Source organism: Streptococcus sp. k-90 (assembly GCF_013277565.1).
Lineage (GTDB): Bacteria > Bacillota > Bacilli > Lactobacillales > Streptococcaceae > Streptococcus.
This window is the reverse complement of record NZ_VMNE01000004.1, coordinates 1-19,292: the sequence shown is the minus strand read 5'-3', so window position 1 is coordinate 19,292 and position 19,292 is coordinate 1. Positions and strand designations below refer to the sequence as shown.

Annotated in this window: 22 protein-coding genes, 1 pseudogene and 1 other annotated feature; of the genes and pseudogenes, 22 read left to right on the top strand and 1 reads right to left on the bottom strand. The window is 40.9% G+C overall.

The features are described 5' to 3' along the window. The first annotated feature begins 27 nt into the window (after positions 1–27). The 11 genes from HT734_RS01345 to HT734_RS01295 all read left to right on the top strand — a co-directional run bounded on the left by HT734_RS01345 (position 28) and on the right by HT734_RS01295 (position 9,580). The gene (locus tag HT734_RS01345; RefSeq protein ID WP_125451245.1) at positions 28–597 is read left to right on the top strand and encodes a GNAT family N-acetyltransferase; all 570 of its coding nucleotides are present in this window, start codon (positions 28–30) and stop codon (positions 595–597) included. 66 nt (positions 598–663) lie between these two features. Then, positions 664–1,305, top strand: coding sequence for a helix-hairpin-helix domain-containing protein (locus HT734_RS01340; RefSeq protein WP_125451246.1), 642 nt, complete (start codon positions 664–666; stop codon positions 1,303–1,305). Then, complete coding sequence (locus HT734_RS01335) at positions 1,289–3,523, top strand: DNA internalization-related competence protein ComEC/Rec2 (protein ID WP_173278249.1); 2,235 nt, start codon at positions 1,289–1,291, stop codon at positions 3,521–3,523. The genes HT734_RS01340 and HT734_RS01335 overlap by 17 nt, the downstream gene beginning before the upstream one ends. 362 nt (positions 3,524–3,885) lie before the next feature. Beyond that, the gene (locus HT734_RS01330) at positions 3,886–4,473 is read left to right on the top strand and encodes an ABC transporter ATP-binding protein (RefSeq protein WP_173278250.1); all 588 of its coding nucleotides are present in this window, start codon (positions 3,886–3,888) and stop codon (positions 4,471–4,473) included. A 3-nt stretch (positions 4,474–4,476) separates the two neighbouring features. Continuing rightward, entirely contained in the window at positions 4,477–5,661 is a 1,185-nt protein-coding gene (locus tag HT734_RS01325) for a hypothetical protein (RefSeq protein ID WP_173278252.1), read from the top strand. A gap of 160 nt (positions 5,662–5,821) precedes the next feature. After that, positions 5,822–5,953, top strand: a sequence feature (ribosomal protein L20 leader region). Positions 5,954–5,968: 15 nt separating this feature from the next. Beyond that, entirely contained in the window at positions 5,969–6,499 is a 531-nt protein-coding gene (infC, locus tag HT734_RS01320; RefSeq protein WP_000848180.1) for a translation initiation factor IF-3, read from the top strand. Between the two features lie 32 nt (positions 6,500–6,531). Beyond that, the gene (rpmI, locus tag HT734_RS01315) at positions 6,532–6,732 is read left to right on the top strand and encodes a 50S ribosomal protein L35 (RefSeq protein ID WP_001125943.1); all 201 of its coding nucleotides are present in this window, start codon (positions 6,532–6,534) and stop codon (positions 6,730–6,732) included. A gap of 51 nt (positions 6,733–6,783) precedes the next feature. Beyond that, positions 6,784–7,143 carry a 50S ribosomal protein L20 gene (rplT, locus tag HT734_RS01310; protein ID WP_000124834.1) on the top strand — a complete coding sequence of 120 codons (360 nt, stop codon included), beginning with the start codon at positions 6,784–6,786 and terminating at the stop codon, positions 7,141–7,143. Positions 7,144–7,201: 58 nt separating this feature from the next. Continuing rightward, on the top strand, positions 7,202–7,582 hold the full coding sequence (locus tag HT734_RS01305) for a VOC family protein (protein WP_173278254.1): 381 nt from the start codon (positions 7,202–7,204) through the stop codon (positions 7,580–7,582). Between the two features lie 248 nt (positions 7,583–7,830). Next, on the top strand, positions 7,831–8,631 hold the full coding sequence (locus HT734_RS01300) for a dihydroorotate dehydrogenase electron transfer subunit (RefSeq protein ID WP_001070092.1): 801 nt from the start codon (positions 7,831–7,833) through the stop codon (positions 8,629–8,631). Next, positions 8,594–9,580 (top strand): dihydroorotate dehydrogenase, encoded by a 987-nt coding sequence (locus HT734_RS01295; protein ID WP_162174290.1) that lies wholly within the window; start codon positions 8,594–8,596, stop codon positions 9,578–9,580. Before HT734_RS01300 ends, HT734_RS01295 begins: the two co-directional genes overlap by 38 nt. Before the next feature lie 177 nt (positions 9,581–9,757). Here the strand turns inward: HT734_RS01295 and pavA are convergent, their stop codons facing one another. Then, entirely contained in the window at positions 9,758–11,413 is a 1,656-nt protein-coding gene (pavA, locus tag HT734_RS01290) for an Rqc2 family fibronectin-binding protein PavA (RefSeq protein WP_173278256.1), read from the bottom strand. Positions 11,414–11,517: 104 nt separating this feature from the next. Between pavA and ybeY the strand changes: the two genes are divergently transcribed. The 11 genes and pseudogenes from ybeY (at position 11,518) to tehB (ending at position 19,160) form a co-directional block, all read left to right on the top strand. Continuing rightward, entirely contained in the window at positions 11,518–12,015 is a 498-nt protein-coding gene (ybeY, locus tag HT734_RS01285) for an rRNA maturation RNase YbeY (RefSeq protein WP_000275156.1), read from the top strand. Then, complete coding sequence (locus HT734_RS01280; protein ID WP_000378170.1) at positions 11,996–12,391, top strand: diacylglycerol kinase; 396 nt, start codon at positions 11,996–11,998, stop codon at positions 12,389–12,391. The genes ybeY and HT734_RS01280 overlap by 20 nt, the downstream gene beginning before the upstream one ends. Positions 12,392–12,407: 16 nt before the next feature. Then, positions 12,408–13,307 (top strand): GTPase Era, encoded by a 900-nt coding sequence (gene era / locus HT734_RS01275; protein WP_000143256.1) that lies wholly within the window; start codon positions 12,408–12,410, stop codon positions 13,305–13,307. Positions 13,308–13,355: 48 nt separating this feature from the next. After that, a complete protein-coding gene (gene mutM / locus HT734_RS01270; protein ID WP_033680495.1) occupies positions 13,356–14,180 on the top strand; it encodes a DNA-formamidopyrimidine glycosylase in 825 nt (274 codons plus the stop codon). Next, a complete protein-coding gene (coaE, locus tag HT734_RS01265; RefSeq protein WP_173278259.1) occupies positions 14,180–14,770 on the top strand; it encodes a dephospho-CoA kinase in 591 nt (196 codons plus the stop codon). Before mutM ends, coaE begins: the two co-directional genes overlap by 1 nt. Continuing rightward, positions 14,766–14,978, top strand: a pseudogene (locus HT734_RS01260) (MFS transporter); the annotation flags it as partial. The gene coaE and the pseudogene HT734_RS01260, both read left to right, overlap by 5 nt. Further along, positions 14,978–15,127 carry a 50S ribosomal protein L33 gene (gene rpmG / locus HT734_RS01255; protein ID WP_001809104.1) on the top strand — a complete coding sequence of 50 codons (150 nt, stop codon included), beginning with the start codon at positions 14,978–14,980 and terminating at the stop codon, positions 15,125–15,127. The pseudogene HT734_RS01260 and the gene rpmG, both read left to right, overlap by 1 nt. A 39-nt stretch (positions 15,128–15,166) precedes the next feature. Next, positions 15,167–15,400, top strand: a complete 234-nt coding sequence (gene secG, locus HT734_RS01250) for a preprotein translocase subunit SecG (RefSeq protein WP_000282517.1) — start codon at positions 15,167–15,169, stop codon at positions 15,398–15,400. A 100-nt stretch (positions 15,401–15,500) separates the two neighbouring features. Then, the gene (rnr, locus tag HT734_RS01245; RefSeq protein ID WP_173278261.1) at positions 15,501–17,855 is read left to right on the top strand and encodes a ribonuclease R; all 2,355 of its coding nucleotides are present in this window, start codon (positions 15,501–15,503) and stop codon (positions 17,853–17,855) included. Beyond that, entirely contained in the window at positions 17,818–18,285 is a 468-nt protein-coding gene (smpB, locus tag HT734_RS01240) for an SsrA-binding protein SmpB (RefSeq protein WP_001051750.1), read from the top strand. Before rnr ends, smpB begins: the two co-directional genes overlap by 38 nt. A 14-nt stretch (positions 18,286–18,299) precedes the next feature. Next, entirely contained in the window at positions 18,300–19,160 is an 861-nt protein-coding gene (gene tehB, locus HT734_RS01235) for an SAM-dependent methyltransferase TehB (protein WP_173278262.1), read from the top strand. The last annotated feature ends 132 nt before the right edge of the window (positions 19,161–19,292 follow it).

Below are 19,292 nucleotides of genomic sequence, written 5' to 3'. Positions count from 1 at the left end.
GAAAATATTTTTAAATGGAGGAGAAGTATGGAATCAATCTTTTTAAAACTATCCCAGTATCCAACAATGGAGACAGAGCGTTTATTGCTTAGACCTGTAACTTTGGATGATGCGGAAGCAATGTTTGAATATGCCTCGGACAGAGAAAATACGCGTTACACTTTTCCAACCAATCAAAGCTTGGAAGAAACTCAAAATAATATTGCTCAGTTCTACTTGGCCAATCCCTTGGGACGGTGGGGGATAGGACTAAAAAGCAATGGCAAATTTATCGGAACCATTGATTTGCACAAGATTGATCCTGCTCTTAAGAAGGCAGCTATTGGCTATATTATCAATAAAAAGTATTGGAATCAAGGATTAACGACAGAAGCCAATCGTGCTGTGATTGAGCTAGCTTTTGAGAAGATAGGGATGAATAAGTTGATTGCCCTTCACGATAAGAATAATCCTGCGTCTGGAAAGGTCATGGAGAAATCAGGAATGCGTTTTTCCCACGAAGAAGCTTATGCTTGTATTGACCAGCATGAAGAAGGCCGAATCGTGACAAGAGTTCATTATGTCTTGACCAAGGAAGACTATTTTGCAAATAAATAAGCAGTTGAAAAGAAATTTTCAACTGTTTTTTCTTCCTCTTACGAATAATCTAAGAGAGGAGAAAATATGGAAGCAATTATCGAGAAAATCAAAGAGTATAAAATCATTGTCATCTGTACTGGTCTGGGCTTACTTGTAGGAGGATTTTTCCTGCTAAAACCATCTCCACAAACACCTGTCAAGGAAACGAATTTGCAGGCTGAAGTTGCAGCTGTTTCCAAGGATTCGGTATCCGAAAATGAAGTGAAGAAGGAAGAACCGGTTGAACAAGATCTAATCACAGTAGATGTAAAAGGCGCTGTTAAAGCACCTGGAATTTATGATTTGCCGGTAGGTAGTCGGGTCAATGATGCCGTTCAGAAGGCTGGTGGCTTGACAGAGCAAGCAGACAGCAAGTCGCTCAATCTAGCTCAGAAAGTTAGTGATGAAGCCCTGGTTTATGTTCCAACTAAGGGAGAAGAAGCAGCTAGTCAACAGACTGCTTCTGGGACGGCCTCTTCAACGAGCAAGGAAAAGAAAATCAATCTCAACAAGGCCAGTCTGGAAGAACTCAAGCAGGTCAAAGGCTTGGGAGGAAAACGAGCCCAGGATATTATCGATCATCGTGAGACTAATGGCAAATTCAAGTCGGTTGATGAACTTAAGAAGGTCTCTGGCATTGGTGCTAAAACGATAGAAAAGCTAAAAGACTATGTTACAGTGGATTAAGAAACTCCCTATTCCCCTAATTTACCTGAGTTTTCTATTGCTTTGGCTTTACTATTCTATTTTCTCAGCATACTATCTTGCTTTGTTAGGCTTTGTTTTTCTGCTAGTCTGTCTCTTTTTCCAATTTCCTTGGAAATCTGCTAGCAAAGTTCTAGTGATTTGTGGAATCTTTGGCTTCTGGTTTCTGTTTCAAAATTGGCAACAGAGTCAAGCAAGTCAAAATTTGGCGGATTCTGTTGAAAGGGTACGGATTTTGCCTGATACTATTAAAGTCAATGGTGACAGTCTATCCTTTCGTGGCAAGTCTGATGGACGCATTTTTCAAGTTTATTATAAACTCCAGTCCGAGGAGGAGAAAGAAACCTTTCAAGCTTTAACCGACATTCATGAGATAGGACTAGAAGGGAAGCTTTCGGAGCCAGAAGGGAAGAGAAATTTTGGTGGTTTCGACTACCAAACCTATCTGAAAACTCAGGGAATTTACCAGATTCTCAATATCAAAAAAATCCAGTCACTTCAAAAGGTTGGCAGTTTGGATATAGGTGAAAATCTGTCCAGTGTACGCCGAAAGGCTGTAGTTTGGATTAAGACGCATTTTCCAGACCCTATGCGGAACTACATGACAGGGCTCTTACTAGGACATCTGGACACCGACTTTGAGGAGATGAATGAGCTTTATTCTAGTCTAGGAATTATCCACCTCTTTGCCTTGTCGGGTATGCAGGTAGGTTTTTTCATGGATGGCTTTAAGAAACTTCTCTTGCGATTGGGCTTGACCCAAGAAAAGTTGAAATGGCTAACTTATCCCTTTTTCCTTATTTATGCAGGCCTGACTGGATTTTCAGCCTCGGTCATTCGCAGTCTCTTGCAAAAGTTACTGGCTCAACATGGTGTTAAGGGCTTGGATAATTTTGCTCTGACGGTGCTTGTCCTCTTTATTATCATGCCCAACTTTTTCTTGACAGCAGGAGGAGTCTTGTCCTGCGCTTATGCTTTTATCTTGACCATGACTAGCAAAGAAGGAGAGGGGCTTAAGGCTATTGCCAGAGAAAGTCTAGTCATTTCCTTGGGAATATTGCCCATTCTGTCCTTCTATTTTGCGGAATTTCAACCTTGGTCCATCCTTTTGACCTTTGTCTTTTCCTTTCTATTTGACTTGGTCTTCTTACCGCTCTTGTCTATCTTATTTGCCCTTTCCTTTCTCTATCCAGTCATTCAGCTGAATTTTATCTTTGAATGGTTGGAGGGAATGATTCGCTTGGTGTCGCAGGTGGCAAGTAGGCCTCTGGTCTTTGGACAACCCAATGTATGGCTTTTAATCTTATTGTTAATTTCCTTGGCTTTGGTCTATGATTTGAGGAAAAATATCAAAAGAGTAGCTGGCTTCAGCTTACTTATTGTGGGTCTCTTTTTCTTGACCAAGCATCCACTGGAAAATGAAATCAGCATGCTGGATGTGGGGCAAGGTGAAAGTATTTTCTTACGGGATGTAACTGGTAAAACCATTCTCATAGATGTCGGTGGCAAGGCAGAATCTAATAAGAAAATCGAAAAATGGCAAGAAAAGGCGACGACCAGCAATGCACAGAGAAGCTTGATCCCCTATCTAAAAAGTCGAGGAGTAGCCAAGATTGATCAGCTAATTTTGACAAATACGGACAAGGAACATGTTGGAGATTTGCTGGAGGTGACCAAGGCATTCCATGTAGGGGAAATTTTAGTGTCCAAAGGCAGTCTGAAACAGAAGGAATTTGTTGCAGAACTACAGGTAACTCAAACCAAGGTGCGCAGTGTGACAGAAGGAGAAAACTTGCCAATTTTTGGAAGTCAGTTAGAAGTCCTATCTCCAAGGAAAATTGGAGATCATGAAGATACCCTGGTTTTGTATGGAAAACTCTTGGATAAAAACTTTCTCTTCACTGGAAATTTGGAGGAGAAAGGAGAGAAGGGCTTGCTGAAGCACTATCCAGACTTGAAAATTGATGTCTTGAAAGCTGGCCAACATGGCTCTAAACAATCATCAAGTTCAGCCTTTTTAGAACAGCTCAAACCAGAGGTGATTCTCATTTCAGTTGGAAAGAGCAATCGAACGAAACTCCCTCATCAGGAAACCTTGACCCGACTGGAAACTATCAATAGCAAAGTATATCGAACTGACCAGCAAGGGGCTATACGCTTTAAGGGTTGGAATAGTTGGAAAATCGAAAGCATTCGATAGGAGGAAAAGTTGTTATAGATTAGTAAGAAAACAAAAACCAAAAATCTGTTGCATAATAATGATAAAAACGATATAATGAAAGCGTGTTCAATATTAAAGATATAAATGCAATAAAACCATTAAAAATTAGCAAAAACCGTTTAATTAGTTAGTTTATGATCTATTGGTCTTTTTTAGTCCAGTGTATCTGCTGTGAGCGTCCTTAAAACTTATCGGTATGATTGGAAAGTATAGTACGAACTATCACAGTCTCGTTATGATAGCTATTCTGAGTATAAAGTTGGTTCTGGCTGGAATTACGATCGTTATGAGGTACTAAACTACTACAGCGGAGGCTATTAATCCAAAAAGGAGGGCTAGATATGTTGCAGCTTACTCATGTGACCTTAAAAACGCGACAAGTCATTTTACAAGATGTTGATTTTACATTTGAAAAGGGTAGGATTTATGGTATTCTTGCTATCAATGGCTCTGGAAAGACGACACTGTTCCGTGCCATTAGCAATTTAATTCCTATAAGTAGTGGAAATATTGCATCCCCTCCTTCTTTGTTTTATTATGAGAGTATTGAATGGCTGGATGGAAACTTAAGTGGAATGGACTATCTTCGCCTTATCAAAAACATCTGGAAGTCAGGGCTGAACTTGGGGGATGAAATTGATTACTGGGAAATGTCTGACTATATCAGACTTCCCATTCGCAAGTATTCCTTAGGCATGAAGCAACGTTTGGTGATTGCCATGTATTTCCTCAGTCAGGCGAAATGCTGGCTTATGGATGAGATTACAAATGGCTTAGATGAGTATTATCGACAGAAGTTTTTTGATAGGCTGGCACAAATTGATAGACAAGAACAGCTGGTTCTTTTAAGTTCCCACTATAAGGAAGAGTTGCTTGATGTCTGCGATAGAGTAGTAACCATTCATCAGGGGCAGATAGAAGAGGTTTAGTTTATGAAAGATGTTAGTCTATTTTTATTAAAAAAAGTTTTCAAAAGTCGCTTAAACTGGATTATCTTAGCTTTATTTGTATCTGGACTCGGTGTTACCTTTTATTTTAATAGTCAGACTGCAAACTCCGTCAGCTTGGAGAGCGAGTTGGAAACCTATCTTGTAAAAAATGAGAGAGTCATCAATGAATATGAAGAGGAACTCTCCCAAATATCTGATACCAACTCGGAGGAATACCAGATTGCTAAAATTAATTTAGAATCGCAAAAAAATCATTCGACTCAAAAGACAGAAATTCTGACTTTATTAAAAGAAGGGCGATGGAAAGAAGCTTACTATTTGCAGTGGCAAGATGAAGAGAAGAATTATGAAATGATATCAAATAACCCGACTGTTAGCTCTGACTTTAAAATGGCGGTTGACCGCCAACGAAAGATTTACCAAGCCCTGTATCCCTTGAACATAAAAGCACATACTTTGGAGTTTCCGATCCACGGGATTGATCAGATTATCTGGATTTTAGAGGCTATCATCCCAACCTTGTTTGTGATTGCTATTATTTTTATGCTAACGCAACTATTTGCAGAAAGATATCAAAATCATCTGGACACAGCTCAGTTATATCCTTTTTCAAAAGTGACATTTGCAATGTCCTCTCTTGGAGTTGGAGTGGGTTATGTAACTGTACTGTTTATCGGAATCAGCGGATTTTCTTTTCTAGTGGGAAGTCTGATAAGTGGTTTTGGACAGTTAGATTATCCCTACCCGATTTATAGCTTAGTGAATCAAGAGGTAACTATTGGAAAGATACAAGATGTGTTATTTCCTGGCTTGTTCTTAGCTTTCTTAGCCTTTATCGTCATTGTGGAAGTAGTGTACTTGATTGCTTACTTTTTCAAGCAAAAAATGCCTGTCCTTTTTCTTTCACTCATTGGGATTGTTGGCTTATTGTTTGGCATCCAAACAATTCAGCCTCTTCAAAGGATTGCACATCTGATTCCCTTTACTTACTTGCGTTCAGTGGAGATTTTGTCTGGAAGATTACCTAAGCAAATTGATAATGTCAATCTGAATTGGAGCATGGGGATAGTCTTACTTCCTTGCCTGATTATCCTTTTGTTAGTGGGGATTCTATTTATCGAAAGATGGGGAAGTTCACAGAAAAAAGAATTTTTTAATAGATCCTAGCTTTCCTATAGGGAAAATAAGTAAAAACTAACATAGAGAGGGAATCAACTTGATTCTCTCTTTTTGATTAGGAAATCAATGAAAAATACAAACACAAACTTTTCAAAAAAATAACTTTTTATCTTGACAAGGGCTAGAAAACTTGGTATCATATAAAAGTTGAGAAAAGCAGAAGTGAGAGCTTCTCGCCTTGTGACATTAAGTTGCCTGGCCCTACGGATGAAAAGTTTCTAAGAAACGCTATCATAACGTGCGGGCTTGTATATTTACGAGTCCGCTATTGTTTTTCTCTAATAAAACAAAAGAGGTGAAAACCATAGCAAAGCAAGACTTATTCATCAATGATGAGATTCGTGTACGTGAAGTTCGCTTGATTGGTCTTGAAGGAGAACAACTAGGCATTAAGCCACTCAGTGAAGCGCAAGCTTTGGCTGATAATGCTAATGTTGACCTAGTATTGATTCAACCCCAAGCCAAACCGCCTGTTGCAAAAATTATGGACTACGGTAAGTTCAAATTTGAGTACCAGAAGAAGCAAAAAGAACAACGTAAAAAACAAAGTGTTGTTACTGTGAAAGAAGTTCGTCTAAGTCCAACTATTGACAAGGGTGACTTTGATACAAAACTTCGCAATGCACGCAAATTCCTTGAAAAAGGAAATAAAGTTAAGGTATCTATTCGCTTTAAGGGTCGTATGATTACCCATAAAGAGATTGGTGCAAAAGTTTTAGCCGAGTTTGCTGAAGCAACTCAAGATATTGCCATCATCGAACAACGTGCTAAAATGGATGGACGTCAAATGTTCATGCAATTGGCGCCAGCGACTGACAAAAAATAATTGTCAGAAAGTTAAATAAAGGAGAAAAAATCATGCCAAAACAAAAAACACACCGCGCATCAGCTAAACGTTTCAAACGTACAGGTTCTGGTGGACTTAAACGTTTCCGTGCTTACACTTCTCACCGTTTCCACGGAAAAACTAAGAAACAACGTCGTCATCTTCGTAAAGCATCTATGGTGCATTCAGGAGATTACAAACGTATCAAAGCAATGCTTACTCGCTTGAAATAATAGTTTGACTGTAAGTAAAGAATTCTAGGAAATATTTGGAGGAAATAAAACATGGCACGTGTTAAAGGTGGCGTTGTATCACGCAAACGTCGTAAACGTATTCTTAAATTAGCAAAAGGTTACTATGGAGCTAAACACATCTTGTTCCGTACTGCAAAAGAACAAGTAATGAACTCTTACTACTATGCATACCGTGACCGTCGTCAGAAAAAACGTGACTTCCGCAAATTGTGGATCACTCGTATCAACGCGGCAGCTCGTATGAACGGACTTTCATACTCACAATTGATGCATGGTTTGAAATTGGCTGAGATCGAAGTTAACCGTAAAATGCTTGCTGACTTGGCTGTTAACGATGCAGCAGCTTTCACAGCTCTTGCAGATGCAGCTAAAGCAAAACTTGGTAAATAATAACTGATGAGACTGGAACAGGATTGTCCCAGTCTTTTTAAAAATAAAGGAGAAAAAAATGGCTTCAAAAATGCTACACACTTGCTTGCGAGTAGAAAATCTTGAAAAATCAATCGCATTTTATCAAGATGCTTTTGGTTTTAAAGAATTGCGTCGCAGAGATTTTCCAGACTATGCCTTCACAATTGTCTATCTAGGACTTGAGGGTGACGACTATGAGTTGGAGTTGACTTATAACTACGATCATGGTCCTTATGTGGTTGGAGATGGGTTTGCCCATATCGCCCTCAGTACACCTGATCTTGAAGCTCTTCATCAAGAGCACAGTGCCAAAGGCTATGAAGTGACTGAGCCAAATGGTCTACCAGGAACTGCACCAAACTATTACTTTGTCAAAGACCCTGATGGCTACAAGGTCGAAGTCATTCGTGAAAAATAATCTCGTGAAGTCAAGTAGAATGTTCGTTTTCTACTTGACTTTTTTTATCTGAAAGAGTATACTAGTAAAAATTTAACCTTTAAGGGGAGTCCAGAGAGACTCACAAGGTGTCAGATAAAAGAATAGTGCAATTTTCTAGAGGAGACTTTTTGAGTGTGCTCTCTTCTGTTGTACGATTTTAACTGAGGCCTTGCACTAGCAAGGTCTTTTCTTTGTCTGGTCCCCTTAAAATTTAAGGAGGAAAAGTCATGAATCCCACATGTAAGAAACGTTTGGGTGCAATTCGATTGGAAACCATGAAGGTGGTTGCACAGGAGGAAATCGCGCCAAAAATCTTTGAATTAGTTCTAGAAGGGGAAATGGTTGAAGCTATGCGAGCAGGCCAATTTCTTCATCTGCGTGTGCCTGATGACGCCCATCTCTTGCGTCGCCCTATTTCAATTTCGTCTATCGATAAGGTTAAGAAACAGTGTCATCTCATTTATCGGATTGAGGGAGCTGGGACAGCTATTTTCTCAACCTTAAGTCAGGGAGATATTCTTGATGTGATGGGTCCTCAGGGGAATGGTTTTGACTTGTCTGACCTAGATGAGCAGAGCCAGGTTCTCCTTGTTGGTGGGGGGATTGGTGTTCCGCCCTTGCTTGAGGTTGCCAAGGAATTGCATGCGCGTGGTGTGAAAGTAGTGATAGTTCTCGGTTTTGCTAATAAGGATGCTGTTATCCTTGAAAAAGAATTAGCTCAATATGGTCAAGTCTTTGTAACGACAGATGATGGTTCTTATGGTATCAAGGGAAATGTTTCCGTTGTCATTAAGGATTTAGACAATCAATTTGATGCTGTTTACTCATGTGGGGCGCCTGGAATGATGAAGTATATCAATCAAACCTTTTATGACCACCCAAGAGCCTATCTATCTTTGGAATCTCGTATGGCTTGTGGTATGGGGGCTTGCTATGCCTGCGTCCTAAAAGTGCCAGAAAGCGAGACGGTTAGTCAACGCGTCTGTGAAGATGGCCCTGTTTTCCGCACAGGAACAGTTGTATTGTAAGGAGAAAATCATGACTACAAATCGTTTACAAGTTTCTCTACCAGGCTTGGATTTGAAAAATCCGATTATTCCAGCATCAGGCTGTTTTGGTTTTGGACAAGAGTATGCCAAGTACTATGATTTAGACCTTTTAGGTTCTATTATGATCAAGGCGACAACCCTTGAACCACGCTTTGGCAATCCAACTCCCAGAGTTGCTGAGACACCTGCTGGCATGCTCAATGCAATCGGCTTGCAAAATCCTGGTTTAGAGGTTGTTTTGGCTGAAAAGCTACCGTGGCTGGAAAGAGAATATCCAAATCTTCCTATTATTGCCAATGTGGCTGGTTTTTCAAAACAAGAGTATGCAGCTGTTTCTCATGGTATTTCTAAGGCAGCCAATGTAAAGGCTATTGAGCTCAATATTTCTTGCCCCAATGTAGATCACTGTAATCATGGACTCTTGATTGGTCAAGATCCAGATTTAGCCTATGATGTGGTGAAAGCAGCTGTCGAAGCCTCAGATGTGCCAGTTTATGTCAAACTGACCCCTAGTGTGACGGATATCGTTACTGTCGCAAAGGCAGCAGAGGATGCAGGAGCAAGTGGCTTAACCATGATCAATACTTTAGTCGGTATGCGCTTTGACCTCAAAACTCGCAAACCAATCTTGGCAAATGGAACGGGTGGAATGTCAGGTCCAGCAGTCTTTCCAGTAGCCCTCAAACTCATCCGCCAAGTTGCCCAAACAACAGACCTGCCTATCATTGGAATGGGGGGAGTGGATTCGGCTGAAGCTGCCCTAGAAATGTATCTGGCTGGTGCCTCTGCTATCGGAGTTGGAACAGCCAATTTTACCAATCCATATGCCTGTCCTGATATCATCGAAAATCTACCAAAGGTTATGGATAAATATGGCATCAGCAGTCTAGAAAATCTACGCAAGGAAGTAAAAGAGTCTATGAGATAAACTGCAATCAATCTGTTCTTGATGAACAAAGTTGTCAAGGAAGTAAGTTATAGTTGATTGAATCTAGAATAGTACGCTGTGACTGCTAAAATATTTCTAGAAATTAATTTGACTTTCCTAATTGATTTGTTTATATCTTATTGCAATCTACTATAAAAATCCTGATTTCAAGTAAAATCAGGATTTTTTCATGGATGCGATTTTTTCTGGGTCTGGTGTGACACGGAGGGTCTTTTGTCCTGTGTAGGTGACAAAGCCGGGTTTTCCACCAGTTGGTTTGTTGAGTTTCTTGACTTCAATCATATCTACCTGGACCAGATTTGACAGGCGACCTTGAGAGAAGTAGGCGGCTAGCTCTGCTGCGTCTGTTTTGACTTCATCAGATGGGTCAAGATTTCCTGAGATGACAACATGGCTTCCAGGAATGTCCTTGGCATGGAACCAAAGTTCCTCCTTGCGGGCCATTTTAAAGGTTAGCTCTTCATTTTGCAGGTTATTGCGGCCGACATAGATGATGGTTTTGCCATCGCTTGCTAGATATTGTTCTGGTTTTTTGCGTTTCTGGATTTTCTCCCGTTGTCTTCTGCGGATAAAGCCTGTTTGGATCAATTCTTCACGGATTTCAGCGATTTCTTCCAGTCCAGCTTGGTTGAGGACAGTTTCCACACTTTCTAGATAGAGAATGGTTGCCTTGGTTTCTTCAATCAGATCAGTTAAGTATTTGACAGCTTCTTTGAGTTTCTGATACCGTTTAAAATAGCGTTGGGCATTCTGGTTGGGAGTCAAGGCCTTATCAAGCGCAATGGTGATAGGTAGGTTGGTATAGTAGTTGTCTAGGATAACCTGGTCTTGGTCGTTAGGCACTTGATGGAGGAAGGTTGTTAGCAATTCCCCTTTTTGGCGAAATTCTTCAGCATTGTCTGTCGCCAGTAATTCTTTTTCCTGTTTTTTGAGTTTGTGGCGGTTTTTCTGAAGTTCATTTTCAACACGACGAATGAGTTCACTGGCTTGCTGTTTGACGCGGTCGCGCTCAGCCTTATCCTTATAGTAGGTGTCCAACAAATCAGAAAGACTGGCAAAAGGCTCTCCCATCTGATTTGCAAAAGGAACTGGACTGAAGGAAGTCTCAGTCAAGCATGGCTTGGTTTCTTGATTGAAAAAGTTTCGGAAAGTGGAAAGTTTTTCACTAACCAGTATCCTTTCCAATTCATTTGCCGTATCGCGTCCCAGACCTTGAAAGAGGCTTTGAAGATTTTTAGCTGTCGTTTCCTGTGTTTGCAGGATTTCAAAGAGTTTCTCGTCCTTGATCGTAAAAGGATTGAGAGATTCCGTACTTGGCGGAGCGATATAACTCGATCCAGGAAGCAAAGTGCGGTAGCTATTTTGTGAAAAGCCGACGTGTTTAATGACTTCGAGAATTTTATGACTGCTCTTATCAACCAGTAGAATATTACTGTGTTTCCCCATGATTTCGATAATCAAGGTAGCCTGAATATGGTCCCCAATCTCGTTTTTATTGGAAACTGTAATTTCCACAATACGGTCATTTTCAATCTGCTCGATCGATTCAATTAGGGCACCCTGCAAATATTTTCTTAAAACCATGATAAAGGTAGAAGGTTGGGCTGGATTTTCAAAAGTTGTTTGGGTCAGCTGAATGCGTCCAAAAACTGGATGGGCAGAAAGGAGCAGGCGATGACTTTGGCGATTGCTGCGGATTTGCAAGACCAACTCTTGTTCAAAAGGTTGATTGATTTTCTGGATGCGACCATTCACTAACTCTCTTCGCAATTCCTCAACCATGTGGTGTAAAAAAAATCCGTCAAATGACATCGTTCTCTCCTTGTGATTGTATTCCATAGTATTATATCAAAAAGGTAGAATAAAATCATGGAAATGTGGTATAATAAAGCCAAGTAAAGAGAAACGAGAAGCACATGTATATTGAAATGGTAGATGAAACTGGTCAAGTTTCAAAAGAAATGTTGCAACAAACCCAAGAAATTTTGGAATTTGCAGCCCAAAAATTAGGCAAAGAAGACAAGGAGATGGCAGTCACTTTTGTGACCAATGAGCGTAGTCATGAACTCAATCTGGAGTACCGTGACACGGACCGCCCGACAGATGTTATCAGTCTTGAATATAAACCAGAGTTGGAAATTGCCTTTGACGAAGAGGATTTGCTTGAAAATCCTGAATTGGCAGAGATGATGTCTGAGTTTGATGCCTATATTGGGGAATTGTTCATCTCTATCGATAAGGCTCATGAGCAGGCCGAGGAATACGGTCACAGCTTTGAGCGTGAGATGGGCTTCTTGGCAGTACACGGCTTTTTACATATCAATGGCTATGATCACTACACTCCGGAAGAAGAAGCGGAGATGTTCGGTTTACAAGAAGAAATTTTGACAGCCTATGGACTCACAAGACAATAAACGAAAATGGAAAAATCGTGACCTGATATCTAGTTTAGAATTTGCTCTCACAGGAATTTTTACTGCCATCAAGGAAGAACGCAATATGCGAAAACATGCAGTGACGGCTCTTGTAGTCATTCTTGCAGGTTTAGTTTTTCAGGTGTCACGAATCGAATGGCTCTTTCTCCTATTGAGCATTTTCTTGGTAGTAGCTTTTGAAATTATCAATTCTGCTATTGAAAATGTGGTGGATTTGGCCAGTCACTATCACTTTTCCATGCTGGCTAAAAATGCCAAGGATATGGCGGCTGGCGCGGTATTAGTGGTCTCTCTTTTCGCAGCCTTAACAGGCGCATTGATTTTTCTCCCACGAATCTGGGATTTATTATTTTAAACAGTAAGAGGAAATTATGACATTTAAATCAGGCTTTGTAGCCATTTTAGGACGTCCCAATGTTGGGAAGTCAACCTTTTTAAATCACGTCATGGGGCAAAAGATTGCCATCATGAGTGACAAGGCGCAGACAACGCGCAACAAAATCATGGGAATTTATACGACCGATAAGGAACAAATTGTCTTTATCGACACACCAGGGATTCACAAGCCAAAGACAGCCCTTGGAGATTTCATGGTTGAATCCGCCTACAGCACTCTCCGTGAAGTAGATACAGTTCTCTTTATGGTTCCAGCTGATGAAGCACGTGGTAAGGGGGACGATATGATTATCGAGCGTCTCAAGGCTGCTAAGGTTCCTGTGATTTTGGTTGTGAACAAGATCGATAAGGTTCACCCAGACCAGCTTTTGTCTCAGATTGATGATTTTCGTAATCAAATGGACTTTAAGGAAATCGTTCCAATCTCAGCTCTTCAAGGGAATAACGTCTCTCGTCTAGTGGATATTTTGAGTGAAAATCTGGACGAAGGATTCCAGTATTTCCCAGCTGATCAAATCACAGACCATCCAGAGCGCTTCTTAGTATCAGAAATGATTCGCGAGAAAGTCTTGCACCTAACTCGTGAAGAGATTCCGCATTCTGTCGCAGTAGTTGTGGATTCTATGAAACGAGATGAAGAGACAGACAAGGTTCACATTCGTGCAACTATCATGGTCGAGCGCGATAGCCAAAAAGGGATTATCATCGGTAAGGGTGGTGCTATGCTTAAGAAAATTGGTAGTATGGCCCGTCGTGATATTGAACTTATGCTAGGGGACAAGGTTTTCCTAGAAACTTGGGTCAAGGTCAAGAAAAACTGGCGCGATAAAAAGCTAGATTTAGCTGACTTTGGCTATAATGAAAAAGAATACTAAGTAGGGGTGGGCTCATGCCTGCTTCTTGTTTTTACAGAAGGAGGATTTATGCCTGAATTACCTGAGGTTGAAACCGTGCGTCGTGGCTTAGAAAAATTGATTCTGGGTAAGAAGATTTCGAGTGTAGAAATTCGCTATCCCAAGATGATAAAGACGGATTTAGACGAGTTTCAAAAGGAAGTGGCTGATCAGATTGTTGAGTCAATGGGACGTCGAGGTAAATATTTACTTTTCTACCTGACAGACAAGGTCTTGATTTCCCATCTGCGGATGGAGGGCAAGTATTTTTATTATCCAGACCAGGTTCCTGAACGCAAACATGCCCATGTTTTGATTCATTTTGAAGATGGTGGGACGCTTGTTTATGAGGATGTACGCAAGTTTGGTACTATGGAACTCTTGTCTCCTGACCTTTTGGATGCCTATTTTATTTCTAAAAAAATAGGTCCTGAACCAATAGAGCAAGACTTTGATGTGCAGGTCTTTCAAGCTGCTCTAACTAAATCTAAAAAGCCTATCAAATCCCGTCTCCTAGACCAGACCTTGGTAGCTGGATTAGGAAATATTTATGTGGATGAGGTTCTCTGGCGTGCTCAGGTTCATCCAGCTAGACCTTCCCAGACGTTAACAGTAGCAGAAGCGACTGCCATTCATAACCAGACTATTGCTGTTTTGGGACAGGCTGTTGAAAAAGGTGGTTCCACCATTCGGACCTATACCAATGCCTTTGGGGAAGACGGGACCATGCAGGATTTTCATCAGGTTTATGACAAGGCTGGTCAAGAATGTTCCCGCTGTGGAACTTTAATTGAGAAAATCCAACTAGGCGGACGCGGAACCCACTTTTGTCCAAACTGTCAAAGGAGGGACTGATGGGAAAAATCATTGGAATCACTGGGGGAATTGCCTCTGGTAAGTCAACTGTGACAAATTTTCTAAGAAAGCAAGGTTTTCAAGTAGTGGATGCCGACGCAGTCGTCCACCAACTACAGAAACCTGGTGGTCGTCTGTTTCAGGCTCTAGTCCAGCACTTTGGGCAAGAAATCATTCTAGAAAATGGAGAACTCAATCGCCCTCTCCTAGCTAGTCTTATCTTTTCAAATCCTGAAGAACGAGAATGGTCTAAGCAAATCCAAGGAGAGATTATCCGTGAGGAACTAGCTGTGTTAAGAGAGCAGTTGGCTCAGACAGAATCCATTTTTTTCATGGATATTCCTTTGCTTTTTGAACAAGACTATAGTTCTTGGTTTGATGAGACATGGTTGATCTATGTGGATAGAGATGTCCAAGTGGAACGTTTAATGAAAAGGGATCAGCTATCCAAGGATGAAGCTGAGTCACGTCTGGCAGCCCAGTGGCCTTTAGAAAAAAAGAAATATTTGGCCATCCATGTTCTAGACAACAATGACAATCAGGACCAACTTCTAACACAAGTACTTTCTCTACTTGACGGAAGTCAGTAAGATAACTCTAAAATCAGGTATTTCAAGGATTTACTCCTCCAACCAAGTTTTTTATATTGGTGGAGTTATAGGACCTATGGCAGGTTCTGCAGTAGCAGGTCAATTTGGCTACCATGCTGTCTTTTATGCGACAAGTCTTTGTGTTGCCTTTAGTTGTCTCTTTAACCTGCTTCAATTTCGAACATTATTAAAAGTAAAGGAAATCTAGTGCGAGTAAAAATTAATCTCAAATGCTCCTCTTGTGGCAGTATCAATTACCTAACCAGTAAAAATTCAAAAACCCATCCAGACAAGATTGAAGTTTTAAAGTATTGTCCCAAGGAAAGAAAAGTAACCCTACATCTTGAATCTAAGTAGATTTTATGGTAAAATAATAAGGATTTTAAGGAGTTTGATATGTATAACCTATTATTAACCATTTTATTAGTATTATCTGTTGTGATTGTGATTGCGATTTTCATGCAACCAACCAAAAACCAATCCAGCAATGTATTTGATGCCAGCTCAGGTGATTTGTTTGAACGCAGTAAAGCACGTGGTTTCGAGGCTGTAATGCAGCGTTTGACAGGGATTTTAGTCTTTTTCTGGCTAGCCATTGCCTTAGCATTGACGGTATTATCAAGTAGATAAGAAAATAATGGGCAGGACTAGGTCTTTGCCTGTTTTTATTTTTAAATGATGTTTGAGAAGGTTTTACAGTAAAAGAAAAGAAAAAATCTAGAAAGAAAATATGAAAGAAATTATAAAAGAATATTTACAAGACAAGGGAAAGGTGACTGTCAATGACTTGGCTCAGGCTTTGGGGAAAGATGGATCCAAGGATTTTCGTGAGTTGATTAAAACCTTGTCTCTAATGGAAAGAAAGTACCAGATTCGCTTTGAAGAAGATGGCAGTCTGACATTAGAAATTAAGAAAAAACATGAGATTACTCTCAAGGGGATTTTTCATGCCCATAAAAATGGCTTTGGCTTTGTCAGTCTGGAAGGCGAGGAGGACGACCTTTTTGTAGGAAAAAATGATGTCAACTATGCTATTGATGGTGATACCGTTGAGGTCGTCATCAAGAAAGTCGCTGACCGCAACAAAGGAACAGCTGCCGAAGCCAAAATTATTGATATCTTAGAACACAGTTTGACAACTGTTGTCGGCCAAATCGTTCTAGATCAGGAAAAGCCCAAGTATGCTGGCTACATCCGTTCGAAAAATCAGAAAATCAGTCAACCGATTTATGTTAAGAAATCAGCCCTTAAACTGGAGGGAACAGAAGTTCTCAAGGTCTTTATCGAGAAATACCCAAGCAAGAAACACGATTTCTTTGTCGCAAGTGTACTAGATGTGGTGGGGTACTCGACGGATGTCGGAATTGATGTCCTTGAGGTTTTGGAGTCTATGGACATTGTCTCAGAATTTCCAGAGGCTGTTGTTAAGGAAGCAGAAAGTGTTCCTGATGCTCCGTCTCAAAAGGATATGGAAGATCGTCTGGATTTGAGAGATGAGATTACCTTCACCATTGATGGCGCGGATGCCAAGGACTTGGACGATGCGGTGCATATCAAGGCCTTGAAAAATGGGAATCTGGAGCTTGGTGTTCACATCGCAGATGTTTCCTACTATGTGACCGAGGGTTCTGCCCTTGACAAGGAAGCTCTTAACCGCGCAACTTCTGTCTATGTGACAGACCGTGTGGTCCCAATGCTTCCAGAACGACTGTCAAATGGTATCTGCTCTCTCAATCCTCAAGTTGACCGCCTGACCCAGTCAGCTATTATGGAGATTGATAAAGATGGTCGTGTGGTCAATTACACTATTACACAAACGGTTATCAAGACTAGCTTTCGTATGACCTATAGTGATGTCAATGATATCCTAGCAGGCGATGAGGAAAAGAGACAAGAATATCAGAAAATTGTTCCAAGTATTGAACTTATGGCTAAGCTCCATGAAACTCTAGAAAACATGCGTGTGAAACGTGGAGCCCTCAATTTCGATACCAATGAAGCCAAGATTTTAGTGGATAAGCAAGGTAAGCCTGTTGATATCGTTCTTCGTCAGCGTGGTATTGCCGAGCGCATGATTGAGTCCTTTATGTTGATGGCCAACGAAACAGTTGCTGAGCATTTTAGCAAGCTGGATTTGCCTTTTATCTATCGAATTCACGAGGAGCCAAAGGCTGAAAAGGTTCAGAAGTTTATTGATTATGCTTCAAGCTTTGGCTTGCGTATTTATGGGACCGCTAGTGAGATTAGCCAGGAGGTCCTCCAAGACATCATGCGTACTGTTGAGGGAGAACCTTATGCGGATGTATTGTCCATGATGCTTCTTCGCTCTATGCAGCAGGCTCGCTATTCGGAGCACAATCACGGCCACTATGGATTAGCGGCTGACTATTACACGCACTTTACTAGTCCGATTCGTCGTTATCCAGACCTTCTTGTTCACCGTATGATTCGGGATTACGGCCGTTCTAAGGAAATAGCAGAGCATTTTGAACAAGTGATTCCTGAGATTGCGACCCAGTCTTCCAACCGTGAACGTCGTGCCATTGAGGCTGAACGTGAAGTCGAAGCCATGAAAAAGGCTGAGTACATGGAAGAATACGTGGGTGAAGAATATGATGCGGTTGTATCCAGCATTGTCAAGTTCGGTCTCTTTGTCGAATTGCCAAATACGGTTGAAGGCTTGATTCACATCACCAATCTGCCTGAGTTCTACCATTTCAATGAACGTGATTTGACTCTTCGTGGAGAGAAATCAGGAACAACTTTCCGTGTAGGTCAGCAAATCCGTATCCGAGTTGAAAGAGCCGACAAGATGACAGGTGAAATTGACTTTTCATATATCCCAAGTGAGTTTGATGTGATTGAAAAAGGCTTGAAACAGTCTAGTCGTAGTGATAGAGGGCGTGGTTCAAGTCGTCGTTCGGATAAGAAGGAAGACAAGAGAAAATCAGGACGCTCAAATGATAAGCGCAAACATTCACAAAAAGACAAGAAGAAAAAAGGAAAGAAACCTTTTTACAAGGAAGTAGCTAAGAAAGGAGCTAAGCATGGCAAAGGGCGAGGGAAAGGTCGTCGCACAAAATAAAAAGGCGCGCCACGACTATACAATCGTAGATACGCTAGAGGCAGGGATGGTTCTGACTGGAACTGAAATCAAGAGTGTACGAGCTGCTCGAATCAATCTCAAGGATGGCTTTGCCCAAGTAAAAAATGGGGAAGTCTGGTTGAGCAATGTTCATATCGCTCCTTACGAAGAGGGCAATATCTGGAACCAGGAACCAGAACGTCGTCGCAAACTCCTGCTCCATAAGAAACAAATCCAAAAGTTGGAACAAGAGACCAAAGGGACAGGAATGACCTTGGTTCCCCTAAAAGTCTATATTAAAGATGGTTATGCTAAGCTTCTTTTAGGACTTGCCAAAGGGAAGCATGACTATGATAAACGGGAGTCAATCAAGCGACGTGAGCAGAATCGTGACATCGCGCGCGTGATGAAAGCAGTCAACCAGCGATAAAAAGAGGAATGAAGATGGAAAAACTAGTTGCCTATAAACGCATGCCTTTGTGGACTAAAGAAACCATGCCAGAGGCTGTTCAGCAGAAACACAATACCAAGGTTGGGACTTGGGGGAAAATTACTGTCTTGAAGGGAGCTCTCAAGTTTATTGAATTGACAGAGGATGGCGAAGTTCTAGCTGAGCATCTCTTTGAAGCGGGGGCTGACAATCCAATGGCACAACCACAAGCTTGGCACCGAGTGGAGGCTGTAACAGACGATGTAGAATGGTATTTGGAATTTTATTGTAAACCTGCGGATTATTTCCCTAAGAAATACAATACCAATCCTGTTCATTCAGAGGTTCTAGAGGCCATGCAAATAGTAAAACCAGGGAAAGCCTTAGATTTGGGCTGTGGTCAAGGCCGTAATGCACTCTTTCTAGCCCAGCAAGGTTTTGATGTGACAGCAGTAGATCAAAATGAGCTTTCTCTTGAAATTTTGCAAAGCATTGTGGAGCAGGAAGATTTGGATATGCCAATTGGTCTCTACGATATCAATTCAGCCAGCATTGGGCAAGAATATGATTTTATCGTGTCAACTGTTGTTCTCATGTTTCTACAAGCGGACCGCATTCCAGCTATTATTCAAAATATGCAGGAGAAAACCAGTGTTGGTGGTTACAATCTTATCGTTTGTGCTATGGACACGGAGGATTATCCTTGCTCAGTGAACTTCCCATTCACCTTTAAAGAAGGAGAATTGGCATACTATTACAAGGACTGGGAATTGGTTAAGTACAATGAAAATCCAGGTCATTTGCATCGTCGCGATGAGAATGGCAATCGTATTCAACTACGCTTTGCGACCATGCTAGCTAAAAAAATCAAATAAACATGTATGAAGGTTGGGGAATTTCCTGATCTTTTTTAAAATGCTAAATGTTATAAAAATGTAATATTTCTGACTATATGATTTTTATTTCAAAAAAATATATAATTATATTAAAAAATCTCTTTATATATA